Annotated in this window: 26 protein-coding genes; 10 read left to right on the top strand and 16 right to left on the bottom strand. The window is 48.4% G+C overall.

Annotated elements, in window-relative coordinates; genetic code table 11:
• Positions 1–39: 39 nt before the first annotated feature.
• From yeaW to dmlA, 3 genes are all read right to left on the bottom strand, one after another.
• The gene (gene yeaW / locus ACJHW7_RS09380; RefSeq protein WP_000067822.1) at positions 40–1,164 is read right to left on the bottom strand and encodes a carnitine monooxygenase, oxygenase subunit YeaW; all 1,125 of its coding nucleotides are present in this window, start codon (positions 1,162–1,164) and stop codon (positions 40–42) included.
• A 31-nt stretch (positions 1,165–1,195) separates the two neighbouring features.
• Positions 1,196–2,806 (bottom strand): BCCT family transporter YeaV, encoded by a 1,611-nt coding sequence (yeaV, locus tag ACJHW7_RS09375; RefSeq protein ID WP_001537023.1) that lies wholly within the window; start codon positions 2,804–2,806, stop codon positions 1,196–1,198.
• 250 nt (positions 2,807–3,056) lie between these two features.
• Positions 3,057–4,142, bottom strand: coding sequence for a multifunctional D-malate/3-isopropylmalate/tartarate dehydrogenase (gene dmlA, locus ACJHW7_RS09370; protein WP_021556887.1), 1,086 nt, complete (start codon positions 4,140–4,142; stop codon positions 3,057–3,059).
• 102 nt (positions 4,143–4,244) lie between these two features.
• Here dmlA and dmlR point away from each other — a divergent pair, with 102 nt between their 5' ends.
• The 5 genes from dmlR to ACJHW7_RS09345 all read left to right on the top strand — a co-directional run bounded on the left by dmlR (position 4,245) and on the right by ACJHW7_RS09345 (position 7,047).
• The gene (gene dmlR, locus ACJHW7_RS09365; protein WP_001061578.1) at positions 4,245–5,168 is read left to right on the top strand and encodes a DNA-binding transcriptional regulator DmlR; all 924 of its coding nucleotides are present in this window, start codon (positions 4,245–4,247) and stop codon (positions 5,166–5,168) included.
• A 126-nt stretch (positions 5,169–5,294) separates the two neighbouring features.
• Positions 5,295–5,933 carry a leucine efflux protein LeuE gene (leuE, locus tag ACJHW7_RS09360; protein WP_000457207.1) on the top strand — a complete coding sequence of 213 codons (639 nt, stop codon included), beginning with the start codon at positions 5,295–5,297 and terminating at the stop codon, positions 5,931–5,933.
• Positions 5,934–6,105: 172 nt separating this feature from the next.
• On the top strand, positions 6,106–6,465 hold the full coding sequence (gene yeaR, locus ACJHW7_RS09355; RefSeq protein WP_000939317.1) for a DUF1971 domain-containing protein YeaR: 360 nt from the start codon (positions 6,106–6,108) through the stop codon (positions 6,463–6,465).
• Positions 6,466–6,468: 3 nt separating this feature from the next.
• On the top strand, positions 6,469–6,651 hold the full coding sequence (locus tag ACJHW7_RS09350; RefSeq protein WP_000513737.1) for a DUF1869 domain-containing protein: 183 nt from the start codon (positions 6,469–6,471) through the stop codon (positions 6,649–6,651).
• A 147-nt stretch (positions 6,652–6,798) separates the two neighbouring features.
• Entirely contained in the window at positions 6,799–7,047 is a 249-nt protein-coding gene (locus ACJHW7_RS09345; protein WP_000512153.1) for a GlsB/YeaQ/YmgE family stress response membrane protein, read from the top strand.
• Positions 7,048–7,105: 58 nt separating this feature from the next.
• Here the strand turns inward: ACJHW7_RS09345 and yoaJ are convergent, their stop codons facing one another.
• From yoaJ to dgcP, 3 genes are read right to left on the bottom strand one after another with little or no spacing between them, the layout of a single operon-like run.
• Positions 7,106–7,180, bottom strand: coding sequence for a protein YoaJ (yoaJ, locus tag ACJHW7_RS09340; protein WP_001386836.1), 75 nt, complete (start codon positions 7,178–7,180; stop codon positions 7,106–7,108).
• Positions 7,181–7,182: 2 nt separating this feature from the next.
• Positions 7,183–7,281, bottom strand: a complete 99-nt coding sequence (locus tag ACJHW7_RS09335) for a YoaK family small membrane protein (RefSeq protein WP_001219350.1) — start codon at positions 7,279–7,281, stop codon at positions 7,183–7,185.
• A 32-nt stretch (positions 7,282–7,313) separates the two neighbouring features.
• On the bottom strand, positions 7,314–8,339 hold the full coding sequence (gene dgcP, locus ACJHW7_RS09330) for a diguanylate cyclase DgcP (protein ID WP_001383245.1): 1,026 nt from the start codon (positions 8,337–8,339) through the stop codon (positions 7,314–7,316).
• A gap of 182 nt (positions 8,340–8,521) precedes the next feature.
• Between dgcP and yoaF the strand changes: the two genes are divergently transcribed.
• Entirely contained in the window at positions 8,522–8,776 is a 255-nt protein-coding gene (gene yoaF / locus ACJHW7_RS09325) for a DUF333 domain-containing lipoprotein YoaF (protein WP_000691930.1), read from the top strand.
• Between the two features lie 21 nt (positions 8,777–8,797).
• Here the strand turns inward: yoaF and ACJHW7_RS09320 are convergent, their stop codons facing one another.
• Positions 8,798–9,145 (bottom strand): DUF488 domain-containing protein, encoded by a 348-nt coding sequence (locus ACJHW7_RS09320; protein WP_001025381.1) that lies wholly within the window; start codon positions 9,143–9,145, stop codon positions 8,798–8,800.
• Positions 9,146–9,200: 55 nt separating this feature from the next.
• Positions 9,201–10,382, bottom strand: coding sequence for a 2-nitroimidazole transporter (nimT, locus tag ACJHW7_RS09315; RefSeq protein WP_000128483.1), 1,182 nt, complete (start codon positions 10,380–10,382; stop codon positions 9,201–9,203).
• 96 nt (positions 10,383–10,478) lie between these two features.
• Between nimT and nimR the strand changes: the two genes are divergently transcribed.
• A complete protein-coding gene (gene nimR / locus ACJHW7_RS09310; RefSeq protein ID WP_032154046.1) occupies positions 10,479–11,300 on the top strand; it encodes a DNA-binding transcriptional regulator NimR in 822 nt (273 codons plus the stop codon).
• Here the strand turns inward: nimR and ACJHW7_RS09305 are convergent.
• Positions 11,257–11,703 (bottom strand): DUF441 domain-containing protein, encoded by a 447-nt coding sequence (locus ACJHW7_RS09305; RefSeq protein WP_000460707.1) that lies wholly within the window; start codon positions 11,701–11,703, stop codon positions 11,257–11,259. The two genes, nimR and ACJHW7_RS09305, sit on opposite strands and share 44 nt — an antisense overlap.
• Before the next feature lie 169 nt (positions 11,704–11,872).
• Here ACJHW7_RS09305 and yoaI point away from each other — a divergent pair, with 169 nt between their 5' ends.
• Positions 11,873–11,977, top strand: a complete 105-nt coding sequence (gene yoaI / locus ACJHW7_RS09300) for a small membrane protein YoaI (RefSeq protein ID WP_000999630.1) — start codon at positions 11,873–11,875, stop codon at positions 11,975–11,977.
• Here the strand turns inward: yoaI and yeaK are convergent, their stop codons facing one another.
• From yeaK to yeaG, 5 genes are all read right to left on the bottom strand, one after another.
• Entirely contained in the window at positions 11,978–12,481 is a 504-nt protein-coding gene (yeaK, locus tag ACJHW7_RS09295) for a mischarged aminoacyl-tRNA deacylase (RefSeq protein WP_000138043.1), read from the bottom strand. It lies immediately after the preceding gene.
• A gap of 42 nt (positions 12,482–12,523) precedes the next feature.
• A complete protein-coding gene (dgcJ, locus tag ACJHW7_RS09290) occupies positions 12,524–14,014 on the bottom strand; it encodes a diguanylate cyclase DgcJ (RefSeq protein ID WP_001295489.1) in 1,491 nt (496 codons plus the stop codon).
• A 180-nt stretch (positions 14,015–14,194) separates the two neighbouring features.
• On the bottom strand, positions 14,195–15,670 hold the full coding sequence (locus ACJHW7_RS09285) for a GGDEF domain-containing protein (protein ID WP_000616406.1): 1,476 nt from the start codon (positions 15,668–15,670) through the stop codon (positions 14,195–14,197).
• Between the two features lie 146 nt (positions 15,671–15,816).
• A complete protein-coding gene (locus ACJHW7_RS09280; protein WP_000219686.1) occupies positions 15,817–17,100 on the bottom strand; it encodes a YeaH/YhbH family protein in 1,284 nt (427 codons plus the stop codon).
• Between the two features lie 112 nt (positions 17,101–17,212).
• Complete coding sequence (gene yeaG, locus ACJHW7_RS09275; RefSeq protein WP_001019882.1) at positions 17,213–19,147, bottom strand: protein kinase YeaG; 1,935 nt, start codon at positions 19,145–19,147, stop codon at positions 17,213–17,215.
• A 435-nt stretch (positions 19,148–19,582) separates the two neighbouring features.
• Between yeaG and mipA the strand changes: the two genes are divergently transcribed.
• Positions 19,583–20,329: a scaffolding protein MipA gene (gene mipA, locus ACJHW7_RS09270; protein ID WP_000163771.1), complete on the top strand. Its 747-nt coding sequence runs from the start codon at positions 19,583–19,585 to the stop codon at positions 20,327–20,329.
• 89 nt (positions 20,330–20,418) lie between these two features.
• Complete coding sequence (yeaE, locus tag ACJHW7_RS09265; RefSeq protein ID WP_001186346.1) at positions 20,419–21,273, top strand: methylglyoxal reductase YeaE; 855 nt, start codon at positions 20,419–20,421, stop codon at positions 21,271–21,273.
• Positions 21,274–21,323: 50 nt separating this feature from the next.
• On the opposite strand, the gene ACJHW7_RS09260 is transcribed toward yeaE, so the two are convergent.
• Together ACJHW7_RS09260 and gapA are read right to left on the bottom strand one after the other, a co-directional pair.
• A complete protein-coding gene (locus tag ACJHW7_RS09260) occupies positions 21,324–22,208 on the bottom strand; it encodes a D-hexose-6-phosphate mutarotase (RefSeq protein WP_001537012.1) in 885 nt (294 codons plus the stop codon).
• A gap of 83 nt (positions 22,209–22,291) precedes the next feature.
• Complete coding sequence (gapA, locus tag ACJHW7_RS09255; protein WP_000153502.1) at positions 22,292–23,287, bottom strand: glyceraldehyde-3-phosphate dehydrogenase; 996 nt, start codon at positions 23,285–23,287, stop codon at positions 22,292–22,294.
• Positions 23,288–23,537 lie beyond the last annotated feature (250 nt).

The raw sequence follows: 23,537 nt of genomic DNA, 5'->3' as shown, positions 1-23,537 counted from the left end.
AAATCAGCCCGGCGGCGGAAAATACCGCCGCCGATGTCATTAGTCCTTAAATACCTGCGCCAGCAGATTATGGAAATGGGCGATACCATGTTCGGAAATGCCGCTACCGCTACTGTCGGCCATGATGCGCCCCTGACCACGATAGCCACGCGATTTCAGCCCTTTCTGTACGCTTTCAACCAGACGTAAATCTTCCGGACGGAACACATCGCGATACCACTCAATCAGCGATTTTTGCTCGTCGGTTAACTCTTCATTGGTGAAGTAAATATCGTAGTTTTGCAGGGTAGTTTCAGAATCCACCGGGAATTCATAAATGACCGTCATCATCCCTTTGATCGGGGTGACGTTCAGCATCGTGCACGGCCACAGCCAGAAACCGTGGAATGCCGCATCCGTACCCTCTTCAAATTTAAACGACTGTTCGGACGGTTTGGCGAAACCGTATTGCAGCGTCCAGTTACCGTGCATGGTGTGCCAGTAACGATCAACCTGTACGGAGTCGGAGAAACCTGGATGCGCCGGACCACAGTGATAGCACTCGAGATAGTTATCGACAATGTTCTTCCAGTTGGCAGGCGTGCGGGTGGTAAAGCGGGCCGCCAGTTTCAGATCGTGGACTTCCGGGCAGGCTTCCAGCACTTTCGCGCCCAGACCGGGTAACTGATCTTCTACGCTGGTGGCGTTGGGGTCCATGTTGATGAAGACGAATCCGGCATATTCTTCCAGACGCACCGGAACCAGTTGCGCTTTGTCGCTATCGAAATTGGCGACGTTTTCGCAGTTACGTGCATGGGCCAGATTGCCATCGAGTTTGAATGCCCATGCGTGATATGGGCAGGTAATCACATTTTTTGCTTTTCCTTCACCGCTCAACAACTGATGACCACGGTGCGGACAGACGTTATAGAACGCGCGCAAAACCTTATCACGACCGCGTACCAGCACTATGCTTTCGCCAATGATCTCACGCGTCACATAATCATTGGCATTCGCCAGTTCGCTGCTGTGAGCGACGCAAATCCAGCTTTTGGCGAAGACGTTCTCTTTTTCGTGTTCAAAGGCGTTCTGATCGGTATAAAAACGGGCAGGAATGGTCCACGCCTCTTGCGGGTTAGCGCAAAAATTTTCGGGTAGTACAAAGTCAGGGCTCAGATTGCTCATAGGGATACCTTTATCGTTAGGATGATGGCGCTCAGTTGTCGCCTTTGAATACGGTTCCCGCAGGGAGCACTGGTGTTTTTTCCAGGGCTTCAACCGGTGTCTGCGGGAGATAATGTTCAACTTGATGAGCCGGAATGTCGGCGTAATCCTGTTTCAGCCAGCGAATAAATCCGCCGACTTTCACCAGTAAAATGACGAGGAAGGGAAGGGCTGTGAGCACGACGGTGGTTTTCATCGTTTCCAGCGAAGCACCGGTAAACAAGATGGAAAGCGGGATCAGAGTGATCACCACGCACCAGAAAAGACGCAGCCCACGGTCAGGATCGTCACCTTCCTGGAGATTATGCGTACTGGTCGCCGCCATGGTGTAGGCCACTGCATCCATATGCGAGGCAAGGAAAATAATCATCACGCCCAGGTATGCGGCGAGGAACAATTTACCGGCTGGCAACGACATCAGAACTTGCTGTACAGCTGTTTCGCCGCCCAGTGTTTCCAGCACCTGTGGGACGTTGATTACGCCATTGATAAACTGATGAATGGCATAGCTTTCCATTACGCCGAAGAAGAACCAGCAACCGACGGTGCTGCCGAGGATCAGTCCCCAGATAACTTCTTTAATCTTACGACCGCGGGAAACGCGGGTGACAAACATTGCTACGCCAGGGGTGTATGAGATCCACCACAGCCAGTAGAAAACGGTCCAGTTGCGGGTAAATGAACCATCGCCAAGCGGATCGGTGAATAAGCTCATTTGCAGGAAGTTTTGCGTGGTCAGGCCGATGGCATTGATGATGCTGTTGGTAATAAATTCGGTTGGACCGACAATCAGCACCAGTAATGGCAGCAGGAACGCGCCCCAGCCAACCATTTTGCTCAGACGTTGCAAACCGTTGTTGATACCAATCCATGAGCTTAGGCAAAAAATGCCGCCGGAAAGCAGTATCACAAATGCCTGCACGGTGAAGTTATCGGGTAAACCGGTCAGCGCGGAAAGCCCACGAGTAAAGGTTGCTGCGGTAACAACAAGGGAAATAGTCAGTGCGCCGACAGTGGCGATCAGGAACATCAAATCAACCAGTTTTCCCCATGGGCCTTGCGGGCGAACGCCGGTAATCGCGGCAATAATGCCGGAAAGACTCAGACCTTTGTTTTTCCGCACATGAAAGTGATAAGCCATGATTAATGAGGCCAGCGTATAAGTTGCCCAGGCGCTGATGCCCCAGTGGAAGAAGGAGTAAGGGACGCTAAATTCGAGTGCCTGTTGTGAACGCGGTGCGATATTTAATCCAGGCGTTTGATAATAATAGGCCCATTCAGCAACCCCCCAATAAAGCGTAGAAGAACCTAAACCGGCACAAATAAACATAAACAGCCAGGAGATCGTGCTGTATTCCGGTTTTCCTTCGCCAAGACGAATATTGCCGTATTTACTGGTGGCTAAATAAATCACCAGTCCCATTGCCAGCAAAACCAATACCTGTACGGCGGAACCTAACGTACGCGTAACAAAAGTGTATATTGCGTTGGCCGCGTCGGCCGATTGTTGTGGGAAAAGGCTTAATGCAGCTGCGATGAAAAGAATGGCCACCAGGCTGATGCTTATCAGCGGCACATCTTTTTTCTTAACATTGCTCATCATGAGTCATCTCCTGGGCATAAAAGCCCGTCTCTGGCTTTTGCCAGTTGTAATTATTTGCAGGGTAATGAGTTGTATGTTGTGTTTAACAAATTGATTATTTGCATGTTACATAAATTAAACAATTAAGAATACGGAAAGCCATAAAACACGAAACGGAAACAATAAAAGGTGAAATGACGCAGGTTATTAACTGCAAAGAACGAATAAAAAAACCGCGTCAGTGACGCGGTTCAAATAAACTGGTTTGACCTTAACGCAAAATAATTTTGCAAATCGCGTCGGCAACCTGTGGCGTGGTGGCACTGCCTTTCATATCCGGTGTTTTCGGCCCGTGAGCAATCACTTCTTCAATCGCTGCCAGAATACCGTTATGCGCTTGCTGGAAACGCTCATCGCCATTGCCGAGAAAATCGAGCATCATTGCACCGGCCCAAATTGTGGCGATAGGGTTAGCAATATTTTTCCCGTAGATATCCGGCGCGGAACCGTGGACAGGCTCGAAGAGCGACGGGAAAGTGCGTTCCGGATTCAGGTTGGCGGATGGGGCAATGCCAATGGTGCCGGTGCAGGCCGGGCCAAGATCGGAAAGGATATCGCCAAACAAATTGGACGCCACCACCACATCGAAGCGTTCCGGCTGCATCACAAAACGCGCGCAGAGAATATCAATATGCTGCTTGTCACAGCGGATCTCCGGGTAATTCTCGGCCATTGCTTCCACTCGTTCATCCCAGTACGGCATGCTGATGGCTAAACCGTTTGATTTAGTGGCAGAAGTTAGCGTCTTACGTGGGCGGCTTTGCGCAAGTTCGAAGGCATAACGCAAAATGCGATCGACACCACGACGCGTAAATACCGATTCCTGAATGACGACTTCATGCTCTGTACCTTCATTCACTCTACCGCCGAGCGAGGAATATTCGCCTTCGGTGTTTTCCCTGACCACGTAAAAATCGATGTCGCCAGGCTGTTTTCCCGCCAGCGGGCAGGGAACGCCAGGAAAGAGACGAACCGGGCGCAGGTTGACGTACTGGTCGAATTCACGACGAAATTTCAGCAGCGAACCCCACAACGAAATATGGTCCGGAACGGTGTCCGGCCAGCCGACGGCACCAAAATAGATGGCGTCGAAACGGCTAAGTTGCTCATGCCAGTCGTCCGGCATCATTTTACCGTGATGGCTGTAATACTCGCAGCTCGCCCACTCCATTTGCTCAAAACTCAAGGCGAAGCCCCAGCGCTCAGCGGCAGCCTGTAACACGCGAATCCCTTCAGGAAGGACTTCTTTGCCAATCCCGTCTCCCGGGATCGCAGCAATACGCATCGTTTTCATCATTGGGTTCTCACTTCCTGACCATCAAAATTGACAACATCACCATCCTATAATTGACTGAAAAGGAATTAATCCCCGTAACTGGTGAAACATAAAACACGAATCATGAATAATTTACCGCTGCTGAATGATTTGCGCGTCTTTATGCTGGTGGCTCGCCGGGCTGGTTTTGCCGCCGTGGCGGAAGAACTGGGCGTTTCACCGGCGTTCGTCAGCAAGCGCATCGCCTTGCTGGAGCAAACGCTAAACGTGGTGTTGTTACACCGCACCACCCGCCGCGTCACCATTACCGAAGAAGGAGAGCGGATTTATGAATGGGCGCAGCGGATTTTGCAGGATGTCGGTCAGATGATGGACGAACTTTCTGACGTGCGTCAGGTGCCACAGGGGATGCTGCGTATTATCAGCAGCTTTGGTTTTGGACGACAGGTGGTGGCTCCGGCGTTATCAGCGCTGGCGAAGGCGTATCCGCAACTGGAATTACGTTTTGATGTGGAAGACCGGCTGGTCGATTTGGTCAATGAAGGTGTCGATCTCGATATTCGCATTGGCGATGACATCGCCCCTAATTTAATCGCCCGCAAACTGGCGACCAATTACCGCATTCTCTGCGCGTCGCCGGAATTTATTGCGCAACATGGCGCGCCGAAACATTTAACCGATCTTTCTGCATTGCCGTGCCTGGTCATTAAAGAGCGCGATCATCCTTTTGGTGTCTGGCAATTACGCAATAAAGAAGGCCACCATGCGATTAAAGTCACCGGCCCACTGTCGTCTAATCATGGAGAAATTGTCCATCAGTGGTGTCTCGATGGGCAGGGGATTGCTCTGCGTTCCTGGTGGGATGTTAGCGAAAACATTGCCAGTGGTCATTTAGTGCAAGTGCTACCGGAATATTACCAGCCAGCGAACGTCTGGGCCGTTTATGTTTCAAGGCTGGCGACGTCAGCGAAAGTGCGGATAACGGTAGAATTTTTACGCCAGTATTTTGCCGAGCACTACCCGAATTTTTCACTGGAGCATGCCTGATTAATGATTCAATTATCGGGTTGATATCAGGTTAAAACCTGATTTTCTCCTTTCTAAGCCGCTACAGATTGGTTAGCATATTCACCTTTAATCGCGCATGATCGAAAGATAATTAAAGAGGTTAATGTGTTCGCTGAATACGGGGTTCTGAATTACTGGACCTATCTGGTTGGGGCCATTTTTATTGTGTTGGTGCCAGGGCCAAATACCCTGTTTGTACTCAAAAATAGCGTCAGTAGCGGTATGAAAGGCGGTTATCTTGCGGCCTGCGGTGTATTTATTGGCGATGCGGTATTGATGTTTCTGGCATGGGCTGGAGTGGCGACATTAATTAAGACCACCCCGATATTATTCAACATTGTACGTTATCTTGGTGCGTTTTATTTGCTCTATCTGGGGAGTAAAATTCTTTACGCGACCCTGAAGGGTAAAAATAGCGAGGCCAAATCCGATGAGCCCCAATACGGTGCTATTTTTAAACGCGCGTTAATTTTGAGCCTGACTAATCCGAAAGCCATTTTGTTCTATGTGTCGTTTTTCGTACAGTTTATCGATGTTAATGCCCCACATACGGGAATTTCATTCTTTATTCTGGCGACGACGCTGGAACTGGTGAGTTTCTGCTATTTGAGCTTCCTGATTATATCTGGTGCTTTTGTCACGCAGTACATACGTACCAAAAAGAAACTGGCTAAAGTTGGCAACTCACTGATTGGTTTGATGTTCGTGGGTTTCGCTGCCCGACTGGCGACGCTGCAATCCTGATGCTTTCAGCCCGCGTTGTCGCGGGCTTCCCATCTATAATCCTCCCTGATTCTTCTCTGATATGGTGCTAAAAAGTAACCAATAAATGGTATTTAAAATGCAAATTATCAGGCGTACCCTGAAACGGCTGGAATAAACCGTTTTCAGCGCATTCACCGAAGGAGGGAAAAGGATGCTTCAAATCCCACAGAATTATATTCATACGCGCTCAACGCCTTTCTGGAATAAACAAACTGCGCCTGCCGGAATATTCGAACGTCATCTTGATAAAGGAACGCGCCCGGGGGTTTACCCACGCCTTTCCGTTATGCATGGGGCGGTCAAATATCTCGGCTACGCTGATGAACACAGTGCAGAGCCTGATCAGGTGATCCTTATCGAAGCGGGGCAGTTTGCGGTGTTCCCTCCAGAAAAGTGGCACAACATTGAAGCCATGACTGACGATACTTATTTCAACATTGACTTCTTCGTGGCTCCTGAAGTCCTGATGGAAGGTGCGCAACAACGGAAAGTCATTCATAACGGGAAATGAATCATGGGCAAAGCAACGTATACCGTGACCGTCACCAATAACAGCAATGGCGTTTCTGTCGATTATGAAACAGAGACGCCGATGACTTTGCTGGTGCCAGAAGTGGCGGCTGAAGTGATAAAAGATCTGGTGAATACCGTGCGTTCTTATGACACGGAAAACGAACATGATGTTTGTGGTTGGTAATTATCACTGATCGTTGATGGCGCAATTTCTGCGCCATCGCAAAAAAATCCTCCGTGATGCTCGTCACAAATCTTGCCCTCCCGATGTTGTGCTATGCTTTTTATCAGCGACTAACCCGCTAATGCAAAACAGATAAGTGAGGAAACAATGGGCATTCTGTCATGGATTATTTTTGGGCTTATTGCCGGTATTCTGGCGAAGTGGATCATGCCAGGTAAAGATGGTGGTGGATTCTTTATGACTATCCTGCTGGGGATAGTCGGTGCCGTAGTCGGCGGTTGGATCAGCACGCTGTTTGGCTTTGGTAAAGTCGATGGCTTCAATTTTGGCAGCTTCGTGGTTGCCGTTATTGGTGCGATTGTCGTGCTATTTATCTACAGGAAGATTAAAAGTTAACGCGTAAATTGCACAAAGGCTGCACACAGGCAGCCTTTGCTATTTTTTAGATGTGACGTTACCACCATCCCAGCTCAGTGCCGAGTACGACAATAATCGCCACACCCATCATAATGATCGTTGTTTTTTTCATCTTTATGCTCCCGGGGCAGCATAGCCGCCAATAAAAAACCATGCTAAAAATACGACCGCTGTAATGAAGATTACAACCGGAAAAATAATACCGATTCGCATGTTATCACCAATCAAAAGGATGTGAATACGCCTCAGGAATGTGGCGCTGAATGCGCGACAAAAGGTGTTTTCTGTTTGTGTTTTTTCTCCTGATACATCGCGATATCGGCAGCATGCAGCGCACTGTCTGCATCGGTCGTTTCAGGATCGACTTCTACTATGCCAAGACTGGCACCAGGATAATACAAATCAACATCACCTAAGTGATATTCTCCGCGTATTTGCTGCTGAATGCGTTCTCGCAGCGACGAAATATCCGCATTCTCGTTGTTTAGTGAAACAACCAAAAACTCATCACCGCCGAGACGACCAATAACTTCGCCATTTTGCTGGAGCGTATTAAGGCGCTCGCCAACCTGAATGAGAAACAGATCGCCACTATTATGACCAAAACGATCATTGATTAATTTGAAGTTATCCAGATCGATAAACGCGATCATTATCTTTTGGCTAAGATGCCGGGCGAGGGAAAACAGCGTCGTCAGATTTTCAAAAATCGCCCGCCGATTCGGTAGCCCGGTTAACGAGTCGGTATACGATTGCGCAATCAGCGCAGCATTGGCTTCGCGCAGCTGTTCTACCAGCGCCTCTTTTTGAATATATTGTGCAATCAGTCCGGCGAATAACTGCAAAACCTGTTCCGCGCGTTCACTCCACTGGCGCTTCTCACTGCTGGCGGCGCAAAGCGTGCCATAGAATGATCCATCCGGTAAGTGAATTGGCGTGCTCAGAAATGTGGTGATGCCAAGATTGCGTGCCGCAATACAGTCGCCCCAACGGTCGGGGACTTCATCGCTGAAAAAGCAGTTTTCATCAATGGCGCGTTTGCATAACGAGTAATCCCACGAGACGGTAAAATTCTCCGGGATGTGCATTTTCTGGCTGTTACGGGCAAACATTATATGCTGCAGGCGCGCTTCGACATCCACTTTGGTCAGGTAGGTTGATTCCATATCAGTGACCATTTCCAGCATCTCCAGAAGCTGTCGGACCAGGCTTTCCAGTGACTGTTCTTTGGCAAGGGATTGCGAGACGCGGGCGATAATCTGATCTGACACGAAACAACTCCAGGATACGGCGGGTAAATGCTGATTATTTAATCTTTGCAGGCATGATAAAACATCATCAACAAAGATGAAACAAGGCGTAATATGATTTGAGTGAATGTAATAAAAATAGTGCTGCAAAACAAAACGATACCGCGATACTCTAAGCTTGGATACATATGTGAGATCAATAAATGAAAATTATCAGTTTTGTTCTGCCTTGCTTGCTGGTCCTGGCTGGTTGTTCAACCCCTTCTCAGCCAGAAGCACCTAAACCGCCGCAGATTGGTATGGCAAATCCGGCGTCGGTCTATTGCCAGCAGAAGGGCGGGACGCTCATTCCAGTGCAGACAGCGCAAGGGGTCAGCAACAATTGCAAATTACCGGGCGGTGAAACGATTGATGAATGGGCATTGTGGCGACGGGACCATCCGGCTGGTGAAAAATAACCGCCGGATGCTGTACTAAAATCACAAGCTACGTAGCCAGTCGGCCAGCACCAGCGCATGGTTCTGCGTGGTGTTTTTTGCTGAGTAGAGCAGGGTCAGCGGCTGTTTTTTGGCGATGTCCGCCAGCCGCTTTCCTTCTTGCTCGTGTTGTGCCAGTTCTGCAAGATATTGCTCGCGAAAGGTTGCAAAATCGACGACTTCGCCGTGAAAGGCTTTGCGCAGTTCCGTTGACGGCGTGATTTCTTTATCCCACTCATCAAGGGCTAAATCGGTTTTTTTGATACCGCGCGGCCAGAGGCGGTCGACCAGTACGCGATAACCATCGCTCTGTTCTGCCGGATCATAAACGCGTTTGCACTGAATATTCATCGTGTTTGTTTCTCCCTTTCACGCATGATTTGTCACGTCACTATAGCACCGGATATTAGCGAATTTCTTTGTCTCTCCCGGCGCAAAGTCCGAAAATCGCCATCAGTAGTGAAAGTATTGCAACACCCATTAGTGGTACGGACCAGTCACCGTTAGCATCGTGTATTTTACCCATCAGCGGCGGTCCACAGGCTGCCAACAAATACCCGACGGATTGTGCCATCCCCGAGAGTGCCGCCGCCTGATGCGCAGAACTAGCCCGCAGACCAATGAACGTCAACCCCAGTATCATTGTTGCGCCGGAACCAAAACCGAAAAGCAGAGTCCAGGTGATCGCGTGCGCTGGCATGAAGCAGAGCCCAACCGCGCCCACTGCGCACATCAAGGCAACGAACGCTGCAATACCACGCTGGTCTTTCACATGATGTAAGAAAAGTGGGATCAGCAAACCGGGAGCTGCTGTGGCTAGTTGCAGCAAACCATGCAGTGAACCCGCCTGTGCTTCGCTATAGCCGTGACTGATGAGGATCGCCGGAAGCCAGCCAATAATTACGTAATAGATCAGTGAGTTGATCCCAAGAAACAATGTTACCTGCCAGGCAAGCGGCGAACGCCAGATACCCCGAGTATGTAAGGCGCGCGAGGTACTCAAATTTGCATGTTGTTGGCTTCGCCACTGTGGCAGCCATAAAAAAAGAGCCAGCAGAGGAAAACACATCAGCATGAGCAACGCGCCTTGCCAGCCAAAACCATTCAAAGCCAGCGGCACTACCATAGCCGATCCCAGGGCCGCCGCAGCTCCCATTGTCAGGGAATATGCGCCGGTAAGTCTGGCGACGGAATGAGGGAAATCGCGTTTAATTAATCCTGGCAGTAAGACATTACCTAATGCAATCCCACCGCCAATGACCGCTGTACCGCCAAATAATAAGTAAGGCGAAGGGAGAGAGCGAATTGCGATACCTGCACAGATCAAAAGTAACGCGGCAAACAGGCTACGTTCCATACCAAAACGTCGAGCCACCGGGGCAGCCAGAGGTGAGATTAGCGCAAAGGCCAATAATGGCAGGGTGGTCAATAAGCCGGTTTGCGCTGTCGTTAGCGAGTAAGCGGAACGAATCGTATCCAGTAACGGTGCTGCGCCGGTAAAGGTGACGCGTAATGTTGTGGCAATCATCAGAATGCCAGCGATAAGGACAATCCTGTTTTTGCCGCTTAATGAAGTTGAACAGGTCATATGCTTCTCATTGTTACAAACGAGGCTGTACCTTACCGTTTTTATTGTTATGTTGAATCAAGCTAAAATGACAAATTATCGCTAAATTCGGACAAAATGATGCACAGGTTGAATCTCAATGGCTATGAACCCGACCGACACCATGAAGCCGCGGTCGCATTTTGTATTCACGCCGGAACGGATGAGTTAACCAGTCCTGTACATCAGCACCGCAAAGGACAGCTGATACTGGCATTACATGGTGCAATTACCTGTACGGTGGAAAATGCTTTGTGGATGGTGCCGCCACAATATGCGGTTTGGATACCGGGCGGGGTGGAACATAGCAATCAAGTGACAGCTAACGCTGAACTCTGTTTTCTGTTTATCGAACCCAGCGCAGTGACAATGCCGACAACATGTTGCACATTGAAAATATCGCCCTTATGCCGGGAATTAATTTTAACTCTGGCAAACAGGACGACGACTCAGCGTGCTGAGCCGATGACCCGCAGATTAATTCAGGTCCTGTTTGATGAACTCCCTCAGCAGCCACAACAACAGCTGCACCTACCCGTTTCTTCTCATCCTAAAATCCGCGCGATGGTGGAGATGATGGCGAAAGGGCCCGTCGAGTGGGGGTCATTGGGGCAATGGGCTGGCTTTTTTGCGATGAGTGAACGCAATCTTGCCCGACTGATAGTAAAAGAGACGGGGTTGAGTTTTCGCCAGTGGCGTCAGCAGTTACAGCTGATTATGGCGCTTCAGGGATTAGTGAAAGGCGATACTGTACAGAAAGTTGCTCATACGCTGGGGTATGATTCAACAACGGCCTTTATTACTATGTTTAAGAAAGGCCTGGGGCAAACGCCAGGCCGATATATTGCGGGATTAACTACTGTTTCCCCACAATCAGCGAAACCAGACCCGCGGCAATAAGCGGGCCAACCGGTACGCCGCGAAACAGCGCAACGCCTAAAACAGTGCCCACCAGCAGCCCAGCAACCAGTTGCGGCTGGCTGCCCATTAACGTCACGCCGCGCCCACCCAGCCAGGAGACAATAACGCCTACTGCAATTGCCACCAGCGATTTCCAGTTCAGAAACGAGTGAATCAAGGTTGAGGGCGGTAGCGTCCCGCTGGCGATGGGGGCCATAACGCCAATCGTCAGAATGATTATCCCGATACTTAGCCCCTGTTTTTCAATCCACGGGAAAAAGGTGCTTAACGGTGTGACGCGGACAATGATCAACACCAGAATTGAAACGGCGACAGTGGTGTTATGACTGATAAAGCCCAGCGCAGCTAACCCGAGCAGGATCAGCAAAGTGACATCAAACATCGTGGTTTCCTTGCCAAAAAATAATAAGCCTGCTTACTTTACGCTTGCTGCAGGAAGGAAGTAGAAAATCTTTACGTTTTTTGCATAAAAAATCAGGCGAACTGTCATCAAACTGCCATTTGTGCACGCTAACAATAACGTGAAAACAGCTATCTCCCGGGGGCATGCTATGAACGATCAAATGTTCGTCGAGACACTGATTATCACGTCATCGTTTTTTGCCATTGCTGTTGTGCTGGTTTTGTCCGTTCTGCTTATTGAACGGACAGGCTAGTTACGCAGTGCGGCGGAAATTGACCAGTTCTGGTTGCGCAATGCGCAAATAATCCGCGGTTTTCAAAATAACGGATTTATCCAGCATGCCTGCATTGAAGGCGATTTCATCAAATCGTTCGAAGAGTAGGGGGTCGGCAACCAGTTTGAGTTTTGGATGGAAGCTGAAAGGGGGGATCGCGCCGAAGACACAGCCTGTGAGTTCATCGACTTCCGCCGGGCTGGCCAACGAAGCGCGTAATCCGCCTATATGGCTGGCGAGTTGGCTCAGATCGGCCTGTTGATCGGCAGCGAGGATCGCCAGAACATGTTGATTTACGCCATTGCCTTTGACCTTACATACCAGTGCCTTAGCTCCCTGGCCTAAAGCGGTGCCACGAATTTCTGACACCGCTTCACATTTACCTACCGCTTCATGGGTAACGACGCGGAAGTCAGCACCTTCTTGTGATAATAAAGCGATTAACCGCTGATGCGTCACGCTTCCTTTAGCCATTTCAGTCATTTCATGCTCCTGAGATTACAAGCAAACAACCACAGAAGGTTATCATGAACGGCTGTTTTTGTTCTGCTTATTGACATATAAACGCTCATCGGAAGCTTTATACGCATCATGTAACGTATCGTTTTCTTTCATCGCGTAAATACCGGAAGAGAAGCCGATCTCTTTCTGCGGCGCGATATGTTGCAGACGTTTTTCGATACGTTCAGGCAGTTGTGCTGCAATTTGCGGCGTCGAATCGACAAGAATGATGCAGAATTCATCGCCACCGAGTCGGATGGCATAATCACTTTTACGAATCGATTGTTTAATCGCCTGAGCTAACAACGTAATCGCTAAATCCCCTTCCTGATGACCGAGGGTGTCATTTATTAGCTTTAACTTGTCCATGTCAATTGCAATAAACATCACCGAAGAACCGGATTGCACCAGTTTCTGCAACCGCTGCTCCAGTTCAGGGGTTAAAATTTTGCGATTATACAGTCCAGTCATCGCATCACTAATATTTTCTCGCGACACATTTTGGTATAAGCGGAAGTGCATCCGCACCATATTCAGCAAAATTAACGCCGTCAAAATCCAGAACAGAACGCTTTTCCACGAAGACGTGATAAAGTAAAGAATATCAATGGATAACGAGACACGAATGCCGCCCGGTAAGTCATGGACGTAACTGACATACTGGAACAGATTATCTTCGCTCTGGTTGATGATAATGTCGCGCCCCGAATCTGTATCGGTTAGCGTGACATTGAGAAAACGCCAGAGGAGAGGGCGGTCATGAGTGTAAAAGATATTCCGCAGATTGTTTTTGTTAATATCCAGCAGCACAATCCCTTTTAGCTGCCCTGCAACATACACCGGCGTCAGCAAACTCATCACGTTCTGTTTAGTACGCTGATCCTGGTAAATGCTCGACAATACGGTACGCCCGGTAAATACCTTTTCAATATCTTTGCGATCGATGCCAATACTTCCTGACTGCAGGAAGGACCAGTTATTCATCGCAAAGTATTCAACATTAACCGGCTCATAAAAATAGACATAGCGGTCATTGAGATCGAGATAATAGTGAAATTTCTCTTCGGCCATCCCAAGACCTGAACCGTAATCATCCTGGTGGCGGTTGCCTTCCACTGCCTGATCAAAAGCGGGTAATAGTGCTGCAGCTTCCACAATTGTGTCGCAGTCAGTGGATGCGGTTTGTAGTGTGCCGCGTAAGCCCGGGTATTTATGGGCAGTCAGGTTTAAGCCATGGGTATTATTGGCAGACTCAAAAGCCTCGCAGATGGCGCGCCGCTGTTCTGGCGACACTTCCGACTGCTCAGCAGCGAGAGCGCGCATCACATGCGCGGCAATACTCTGATTCTGATACTTATCATAAAGAAAGGAGGAGTCTGCTTTCTGCACGATATAGCGCAGATAGGCACTCATTGCTCTGTCGCTGGCGACAAGTTCAAAAATAAGGAAGGAAGATGTCAGCACAATGACACTTGCGGCGATAAAATGCCGGAGCATTCTATGGTGCAATTTCATGATAAATGGCACTCCTTCGGTTAGTGAAACGAGAAAACCAGATAAAGTTCGATTGCGGCCTGGCACAGGGGCGCTAATTATACTCATCTCTGCGCCGCTGGGGAGGGGAAATTTAGGGGTAATAGTAATAAATTGTATGCAAAAGCCACGCAAAAAGCATGGCTCTGAATATTTTTGCACTTAAATATGATGAATAATCACTTTGTTGCCCCCCTCGCTTTTCGCTTCGCGTAAGGCTTTATCTGCTTCCGTCATGACAAGCGAGATATTACGCGTGTCACCCGTTGAAAAAACCGTGCCAATACTGATGGTCATTTGTTCAGGAACATCATATCTGTTACTAAAGCCGGTCAGGAGTTCGACATTTTTACGCATACGTTCCGCAATGATTTTTGCCTGGGCACTATTGAGTTCGGTAAATAGCAAGCCAAACACCTCACCCTCCAGTCGCGCTAAAATATCATCGGGGCGGATGCTTTGCTGGATAATATCGACAATTGAAACCAGCACTTTATCACCCACACGATGTCCCCATTGGGCATTGATGCGTTTGAACTGATTAATATCAACCAGCATGACACAGAAGTCCTTAACAACAGGTCGCGACAATAATGACTCTACGCTGTTGAAAAAGTAGCGCCGATTATAAATATTGGTCAGCACATCATGAACTGCCAGTTTGCTGGAGAGTTGCAGTTCCTGAAAAATGTTATAAATCAGAAAAGACACAACAAACAGTTTACTAGAGACTTCAATCCCGCGACTGATATACCAGATGGTATAATTATACTCATCCAGAGTCAGTAGAAGTAAGTTGCAGCATAGCGATGCCAGACATAATAATGCTATTAACGGCCATAGTTCGCTGGCTAATCGTGTACGCATGATAATAAAGAACAGTAAAAATGCCCACAGACAAACCAATATTTTTGTATAGTTGATTCCCCAGGTCGCAGTATGGTTGTCCGGACAGTAATCGACGACATACAAAGAATAGTCAGCGTTATAACTGCTCAGATTGTGTGCCAGAAGGGGAAAAACTAAAAAAGGAATCAGCGCCAGCAACAGAATGCCAGTTTTTTTCTTATTGTTGTCAAGGATGTTGTCTTTTCCATAACAAAAGAGCGCCAGCGAGGTTAAACAAATAAAACTGAGTTGGCGGAAAATATAGAAAATAGAAACATCGTTCGACTTTGTCTGGATCAGTGTACTGCCGTTAATTGGTTTATGGATAATTACAATGGTTTCAACTAAATAGATAAGGCCACTTAAAAATGCAAGGCTTAAAATGAGTGTTGGTAAAATTTGTTTGTTAGTGAAATATTTCATTAACATGAAAAGAAAAATGACGGCGTTAAGGAAAAACAAAGCCACAACAACCATCAGGTAATTCATCTGTGGGATGAGTTTTACATTTGTGTTTTCGTTATATAAGGTAGTAATGCAAAATAAAATTAACGTCAGCAATAAACTGAAAATAAAAAAGCTTTGAGCTTTTAATTTTTGTGTACCCATAGAAACCATAAAAAGGAGAGCAATGTGAGTGCTGGATTTTATTGATGGCAGAGATATATAGTTTTGACCAGGATCAATTTTCGTTAACGATAAAAAACATTTAAAGAATAACCCCATGGAAATACGTGTTGACTGAATCATTTTTCCGAATGATTGTTTTCTGGAACTAAATTATGTAAAGGTTATGCTGTCATATTTAAAGCGATTGTAAGCTAATGTATGTAATAAATGAGATAATTTACAGTAAGCTAAAAATCAGCCAGGAGATAATGACCCGGCTGATAGTTTTAGTCTTTAGCTGTTGCATTTTGTTTATGAAACAGTTCACGGAACACCGGATAAATATCATCCTGGTCGCGGATGTGCTGCATCGCAAAGTTGTCGAAAGTAGATTGCAGATGCTCATATTCTCGCCACAATGTCTGATGTGCACGACGAGTAATTTCGATATAGCTGTAATAACGAACAACAGGTAATAATTTTTTCGCCAGGATTTCATGGCAAAGCGGAGAGTCATCGGCCCAGTTATCGCCGTCCGATGCTTGTGCAGCGTAAATATTCCACTGTGCCGGGTTATAACGCTCTTTCACTACCTCATCCATCAGTTTCAGGGCGCTGGAAACAATGGTGCCGCCAGTTTCCTGCGAGTAGAAAAACTCATGTTCATCGACTTCTTTCGCCTGGGTATGATGGCGGATGTATACGACTTCCACGTTCTTATACGTTCTGCTGAGGAACAGATACAGCAGAATATAAAAACGCTTAGCCATATCTTTAGTGGATTGATCCATTGAACCGGAAACGTCCATCAGGCAAAACATCACTGCCTGGCTGGAGGGATCGGGCCGCTTCTCGTAGTTCTTGTAACGTAAATCGAAGGTGTCAATAAAAGGGACGCGTTCAATTTTGGCACGTAATTCTGCAATTTCTTTGCGCAGACGTTCCTCTTCCAGCAGCTGCGCAGGTTCACTGTTGCTGATGATGGCCAAATTCTCTTCCAGTGCATGAAGTTCCCGCCGCTTGCCTGCCGTCATGGCTGTGCGTCGCGCCAGTGAGTTCTGCAATGAACGCACAACGCTGATATTGGCCGGAACGCCGTTAGCGGTATAACCCGCCCGATGCGTTTTATATTCGGTCAGCTGGCGTTGTTGGTTTTGTTTCAGATTCGGTAAGGCCAAATCTTCAAAGAGCAGATCAAGATACTCATCTTTCGAAATCTGAAAGACGAATTCATCCTGACCTTCACCATCCTGGCTGGCCTGGCCCTGACCACTGCCGGAACCTCCGCCGCCACCCTGGGGACGTTCAATTCGGTCGTTCTGGACGAAATGGTCATTGCCCGGATGTACGCGGTGGCGCAGGCCGCCACGCCCCTGATGAAACATCGGTTCGCTAATATCTTCCGTGGGAATGGATACGGATTCGCCGCTGTCGACGTCAGTCACCGAACGCTTATTAATGGCCTCGGAGATCGACTGTTTAATTTGCGCTTTATAACGGCGTAAAAAACGCTGGCGATTCACCATGCTTTTGTTTTTGCCGTTCAGACGCCGGTCAATAAACCAGGTCATATGCCCCCCGTACTACATTTGCCAACTGTATGCTACGCCTGTGTTGCCATTTCTCTGGCCCACGGTTCGCTGTCGTTGTAGGCCCGGTAGCATGTGTACCGGGCCAGGGTTGTTAAGACGATTTACGTACGCGCAAATACCATTCGCACAGTAAACGCACCTGTTTACGGGTGTAGCCTTTTTCCATCATACGGTCGACAAAGTCGTCGTGTTTCTTCTGCTCGTCGGTTGACGTTTTGGCGTTAAACGAGATAACCGGCAACAGCTCCTCGGTATTGGAGAACATTTTCTTCTCGATAACCGTGCGCAGTTTTTCATAGCTGGTCCAGTTCGGATTGCGTCCGCTGTTATTGGCTCTGGCGCGCAGTACGAAGTTAACAATCTCGTTGCGGAAATCTTTTGGATTACTGATCCCCGCCGGTTTCTCGATTTTCTCCAGCTCGGCGTTAAGAGACTCGCGGTCAAACAGCTGCCCGGTATCCGGATCGCGATACTCCTGATCCTGAATCCAGAAATCCGCGTAGGTAACATAACGGTCGAAAATGTTTTGCCCATATTCGGAATAGGATTCAAGGTAGGCCGTCTGGATCTCTTTGCCAATAAACTCGGCATATTTCGGGATCAGATAACCTTTCAGGAACTCCAGATAGCGTTCTGCCTGCTCTTGTGGGAACTGCTCGCGCTCGATCTGCTGTTCCAGGACGTAGAACAGATGGACCGGGTTTGCCGCCACTTCTACATGATCGAAGTTGAACACGCGGGAGAGGATCTTAAACGCAAAACGCGTCGACAGACCGTTCATCCCTTCATCGACACCGGCGTAGTCACGATATTCCTGATACGACTTGGCTTTGGGATCGGTGTCTTTCAGACTTTCGCCATCATAAACACGCATCTTTGAATAAATGCTGGAGTTTTCTGGCTCTTTCAGGCGCGAAAGAATGGAAAAACGTGACAGTGTTTCGAGAGTGCCAGGGGCGCATGGGGCGTGAGTCAATTCACTGTGATTAAGCAATTTCTCGTAGATTTTGATCTCTTCGGAAATGCGCAAGCAATACGGCACCTTCACGATGTAAACACGATCGAGGAAGGCTTCGTTGTTTTTGTTATTACGGAAAGTGACCCATTCGGACTCGTTCGAGTGGGCAAGAATAATCCCGTTGAACGGCAGGGCGGAGATACCTTCCGTCCCGTTGTAGTTACCTTCCTGAGTGGCGGTTAACAAGGGATGCAGCACTTTAATCGGTGCTTTAAACATCTCAACGAATTCCATGATCCCCTGGTTGGCGCGGCACAGTGCGCCGGAATAGCCATAGGCGTCTGGGTCATTCTGCGCGTAGTGTTCGAGTTTACGAATATCGACTTTCCCTACCAGCGCGGAGATGTCCTGGTTGTTCTCATCACCGGGCTCTGTTTTGGCGATAGCAATTTGTTGCAGAATGGACGGCCAGACCTTCACTACCCGGAACTTAGTAATATCGCCACCAAATTCATGCAGACGTTTTGCCGCCCACGGCGACATGATGGTGCCGAGATAACGGCGAGGAATGCCATACTCTTTTTCCAGAATCTGCGCATCTTCCTGCGGATTGAAAAGACAGAACGGATGATCGTTGACCGGGCTACGCTCACCGTTGGCGCTCAATACATAAATCGGTACGAGCTGCATTAATGATTTCAGTCGCTCAGCAAGCGATGATTTACCCCCACCCACAGGCCCCAGCAGATACAGGATTTGTTTCTTCTCTTCCAGCCCCTGAGCCGCGTGTTTCAGATAAGAGACAATCTGTTCAATCGCGTCTTCCATGCCGTAAAACTCTTCAAACGCCGGATAACGTGCAATGACCCGGTTAGAAAAGAGTCGAGAAAGTCTGGGTTCCTGGGCTGTATCGACCATGACAGGCTCACCGATAGCCATCAATAGCCGCTCAGCCGCGTTGGCATAAGCACTGCGATCTTGCCGACAAGTGGTAAGAAACTCCTGCAGTGTGAACTCTTCGTCCTTGGCAGCTTCATATCGCTGGCGATAGTGATCGAATATATTCATGGTATGCCGTCCTTTCGTTTTTTAGCACAGGTTAAGAGCCGTTCATATGAATAGTAGAGGCTCCCGGAAGAGGTAAACTGAACGACGTCTCTTGCTAAAACACAGCAACTCTCATGCCATTTTATCGACGATGAGAACAACGTGCCCGGTGATACACCTTCAAAATTAAGCGTAGATGGCAAATGGAAAACTTGCCTGCACGGCTTTCTTAATTTCAATGGCATATCAACAACTCATCCATAAATTTTGCATAATTAATGTAAAGACCAGGGTCGCCAGTAACGTTAAATTCATTTGGCTGTAAGCGCGGTGTCATCCGCGTCAGGAAAATTAAACAGTTACTTTAAAAAATGAAAACGTAAAAAGGTTGGGTTTCGATGTATTGACGGGTAAACTTTGTCGCCCGCTAAACATTTGTTTAAGGAATGATTAATTGTGACCAAACTCAAACTTCTGGCACTTGGAGTGCTTATCGCAACGTCTGCAGGCGTAGCGCACGCTGAAGGTAAATTTTCCCTGGGCGCAGGCGTAGGTGTCGTTGAACACCCATATAAAGATTACGATACCGATGTTTACCCAGTACCGGTAATCAACTATGAAGGCGATAACTTCTGGTTCCGTGGCTTAGGTGGTGGTTACTACCTGTGGAATGACGCAACGGATAAACTTTCAATTACCGCTTACTGGTCGCCGCTTTACTTCAAAGCTAAAGACAGTGGCGATCACCAAATGCGTCACCTGGATGACCGTAAGAGCACCATGATGGCTGGTCTGTCTTATGCTCACTTTACCCAGTACGGTTACCTGCGTACCACCCTGGCTGGCGATACCCTGGATAACAGCAACGGCATCGTCTGGGATATGGCCTGGTTGTATCGTTACACCAACGGTGGCCTGACCGTGACTCCGGGTATTGGTGTGCAGTGGAACAGCGAAAACCAGAACGAATACTATTATGGCGTATCGCGCAAAGAGTCCGCTCGCAGCGGTCTGCGTGGCTATAACCCGAACGACAGCTGGAGCCCTTACCTGGAGCTGAGCGCCAGCTACAACTTCCTCGGCGACTGGAGTGTTTACGGTACCGCGCGCTACACCCGTCTGTCTGATGAAGTTACTGACAGCCCGATGGTGGATAAATCCTGGACTGGCCTGATTTCTACCGGGATCACCTACAAATTCTGATAATGCATCTTTCCAGGGCATTTTGTGCATAAAAACAGGGCGTCACGCCCTGTTTTGCATTACGGTGGTGCAATACCTGGGAGGAAACAATGCAACAAAAAATGATTCAATTTAGTGGCGATGTCTCACTGCCAGCCATAGGGCAGGGAACATGGTATATGGGCGAAGATGCCAGTCAGCGCAAAACAGAAGTTGCTGCACTACGCGCGGGCATTGAGCTCGGTTTAACCCTCATTGATACCGCCGAAATGTATGCCGATGGCGGTGCCGAAAAGGTGGTTGGGGAAGCATTAACCGGTCTGCGCGATAACGTCTTTCTCGTCTCTAAAGTCTATCCGTGGAATGCTGGCGGGCAAAAAGCGATAAATGCATGCGAAGCCAGTTTACGCCGTCTCAATACTGATTATCTCGATCTCTACTTATTACACTGGTCTGGCAGTTTCGCTTTTGAAGAGACTGTTGCAGCGATGGAAAAATTGATCGCCCAGGGAAAAATCCGCCGCTGGGGCGTTTCTAACCTTGATTATGCTGATATGCAGGAACTCTGGCAGCTGCCGGGGGGAAATCAGTGTGCCACTAATCAGGTGCTTTACCATCTCGGTTCACGAGGGATTGAGTACGATCTACTCCCCTGGTGCCAGCAACAGCAGATGCCGGTGATGGCTTACAGTCCGTTAGCCCAGGCCGGGCGGTTGCGCAATGGACTGTTAAAAAACGCGGTAGTCAACGAAATTGCACATGCTCACAATATCAGCGCGGCACAAGTATTGTTGGCGTGGGTAATCAGCCATCAGGGTGTGATGGCGATTCCAAAAGCGGCCACGATTGCCCATGTCCAACAGAATGCGGCTGTGCTTGAGGTCGAACTTTCGTCAGCGGAATTAGCCATGCTGGACAAAGCGTATCCGGCACCAAAAGGAAAAACTGCGCTGGATATGGTGTGATGTTGATACGTGCCGGATGCATCGCACCCGGCACACAACATTGACGCAAATTAACGTTTGGCAACGCGAATGGATTGCGCCAGATGTGCAGGTTTTTCTTTGGTCACTTTTTGCATTTCTGAGGCGTAAGCTGTTTCTACACAAACAAAGGTCTTGTAGCCATCATCCGGCATATCGCCCATGCTAACTGAAAGCGCCGGTCCCGGGTTCCAGCCTACAACGTTCAGATGATGCTGGTGGCCTACGGCGATAATACGATTCAGCGCTTCATCATTAATCACGCTGCAATCTTGCGGATTCAGATACACGCGATCGGTACGGTCAGGGAAGGTCTGAATACCGTCGGTCAGTACATCTTCTTTCGCGTCATTTACTTTATCAATGAAGCGATCGCCCAGCCCACTGACGCTTACCTTAGCGATATCACCCACGTTAAAGTAGGTATGCAGGGCAGAGGTGGTTTCAAATTCGCCGTGTGCTTCAAGATCGATTTCACAGGTTTTACCCACGCGGAAATGCGCTAACAGCGTAAAGTCGTGCGGCCAGAATTTTTTCGTCTCTTCGCTTTGTGTCAATTCAAAAGTCAGCGCTACGCCATCAGCATCTTCACGATGTGATTTCAGCGTCCACGGCAGGTTGCGGGCAAAACCGTGCGCAGGCAGGCCTCGTTGTGCCGCCGGACCAAACCACGGCCAGCAAACCGGTACGCCACCGCGAATAGCGACGCCATTTTTGAACGGTGTGTTGTTGCTCAACCACAGAACTTCTTCTTCACCCGCAGGTTTCCACGAGAGAAGGTGTGCGCCCTGTAATGCAAAAGAGGCTTTTACCTGGGGATGATCGACCACAATGAGGTCCAGTTCATCCAGTTTACGACGGGAGAGGACAGGGGAGATTTGTTCGATGACCGGAAGGGCAAAAATTTTCTTAATCATGACGCAGTCCTTTAACTTCATTTTATCAGGTAAAAAAAAGAGCGACCGAAGTCGCTCTTTTTAGATCACAGTGTCATCTCAACTTATTTGGAGATGTGAGCGATCAGGTCCAGAACTTTGTTGGAGTAACCGGTTTCGTTGTCGTACCAGGATACCAGTTTCACGAAGTTGTCGTTCAGAGCGATACCAGCTTTAGCATCGAACACGGAAGTGCAAACTTCGCCGTTGAAATCGGTAGATACTACGTCATCTTCGGTGTAGCCCAGAACGCCTTTCATTTCGCCTTCAGCAGCAGCTTTAACGGCAGCTTTGATCTGCTCGTAAGTTGCAGCTTTTTCCAGACGAACGGTCAGGTCAACTACGGATACGTTCGGGGTCGGAACGCGGAACGCCATACCAGTCAGTTTGCCATTCAGTTCTGGCAGTACTTTACCTACAGCTTTAGCAGCACCGGTAGAGGACGGGATGATGTTCTGGGAAGCGCCGCGGCCACCGCGCCAGTCTTTGTGAGACGGGCCATCAACGGTTTTCTGAGTAGCGGTAGTAGCGTGAACGGTGGTCATCAGACCTTCGATGATGCCGAAGTTATCGTTGATAACTTTAGCCAGCGGAGCCAGGCAGTTGGTGGTGCAGGAAGCGTTGGAAACGATGTCCTGGCCAGCATATTTGTCGAAGTTAGCGCCTTTAACGAACATCGGAGTGTTGTCTTTAGACGGACCAGTCATAACCACTTTCTTCGCACCAGCGGTGATGTGTTTACGAGCAGTTTCGTCAGTCAGGAACAGACCAGTTGCTTCAGCGACAACGTCAACACCAACTTCGTCCCATTTCAGGTTAGCCGGATCACGTTCAGCGGTAACACGGATTTTTTTACCGTTAACGATCAGATGACCGTCTTTCACTTCAACGGTACCGTCGAAACGGCCGTGAGTGGAGTCATATTTCAGCATGTATGCCATGTAATCAGCGTCTAACAGGTCGTTGATTGCAACGATCTCGATGTCAGAACGTTTCTGAGCAGCACGGAAAACAATGCGACCGATACGGCCAAAACCGTTGATACCTACTTTGATAGTCATATATTCCACCAGCTATTTGTTAGTGAATAAAAGGTTGCCTGTAAAATTACAAAAACCTTACGCAGCGTCAAGCGGAATCGTGTCAATCATTGCGACAAATCAATCCTGTGCCTAAGCATAACGCGACTGACTCGCCTCACTCTTCCTTTGGGCTTGAGACCACATGGGGTCGGCGCCCCGAATTTTAAAGGGCAATTAAGATAAAAATGTGATTTTCATCACGATTTAGGTGCAGCCATTTCGTCGAGAT

Source organism: Escherichia sp. WS1152 (assembly GCF_046487665.1).
Taxonomy (GTDB): domain Bacteria; phylum Pseudomonadota; class Gammaproteobacteria; order Enterobacterales; family Enterobacteriaceae; genus Escherichia; species Escherichia coli.
The sequence above is the reverse complement of the archived record's forward strand: the minus strand, read 5'-3'. Positions and strand labels throughout refer to the sequence as shown.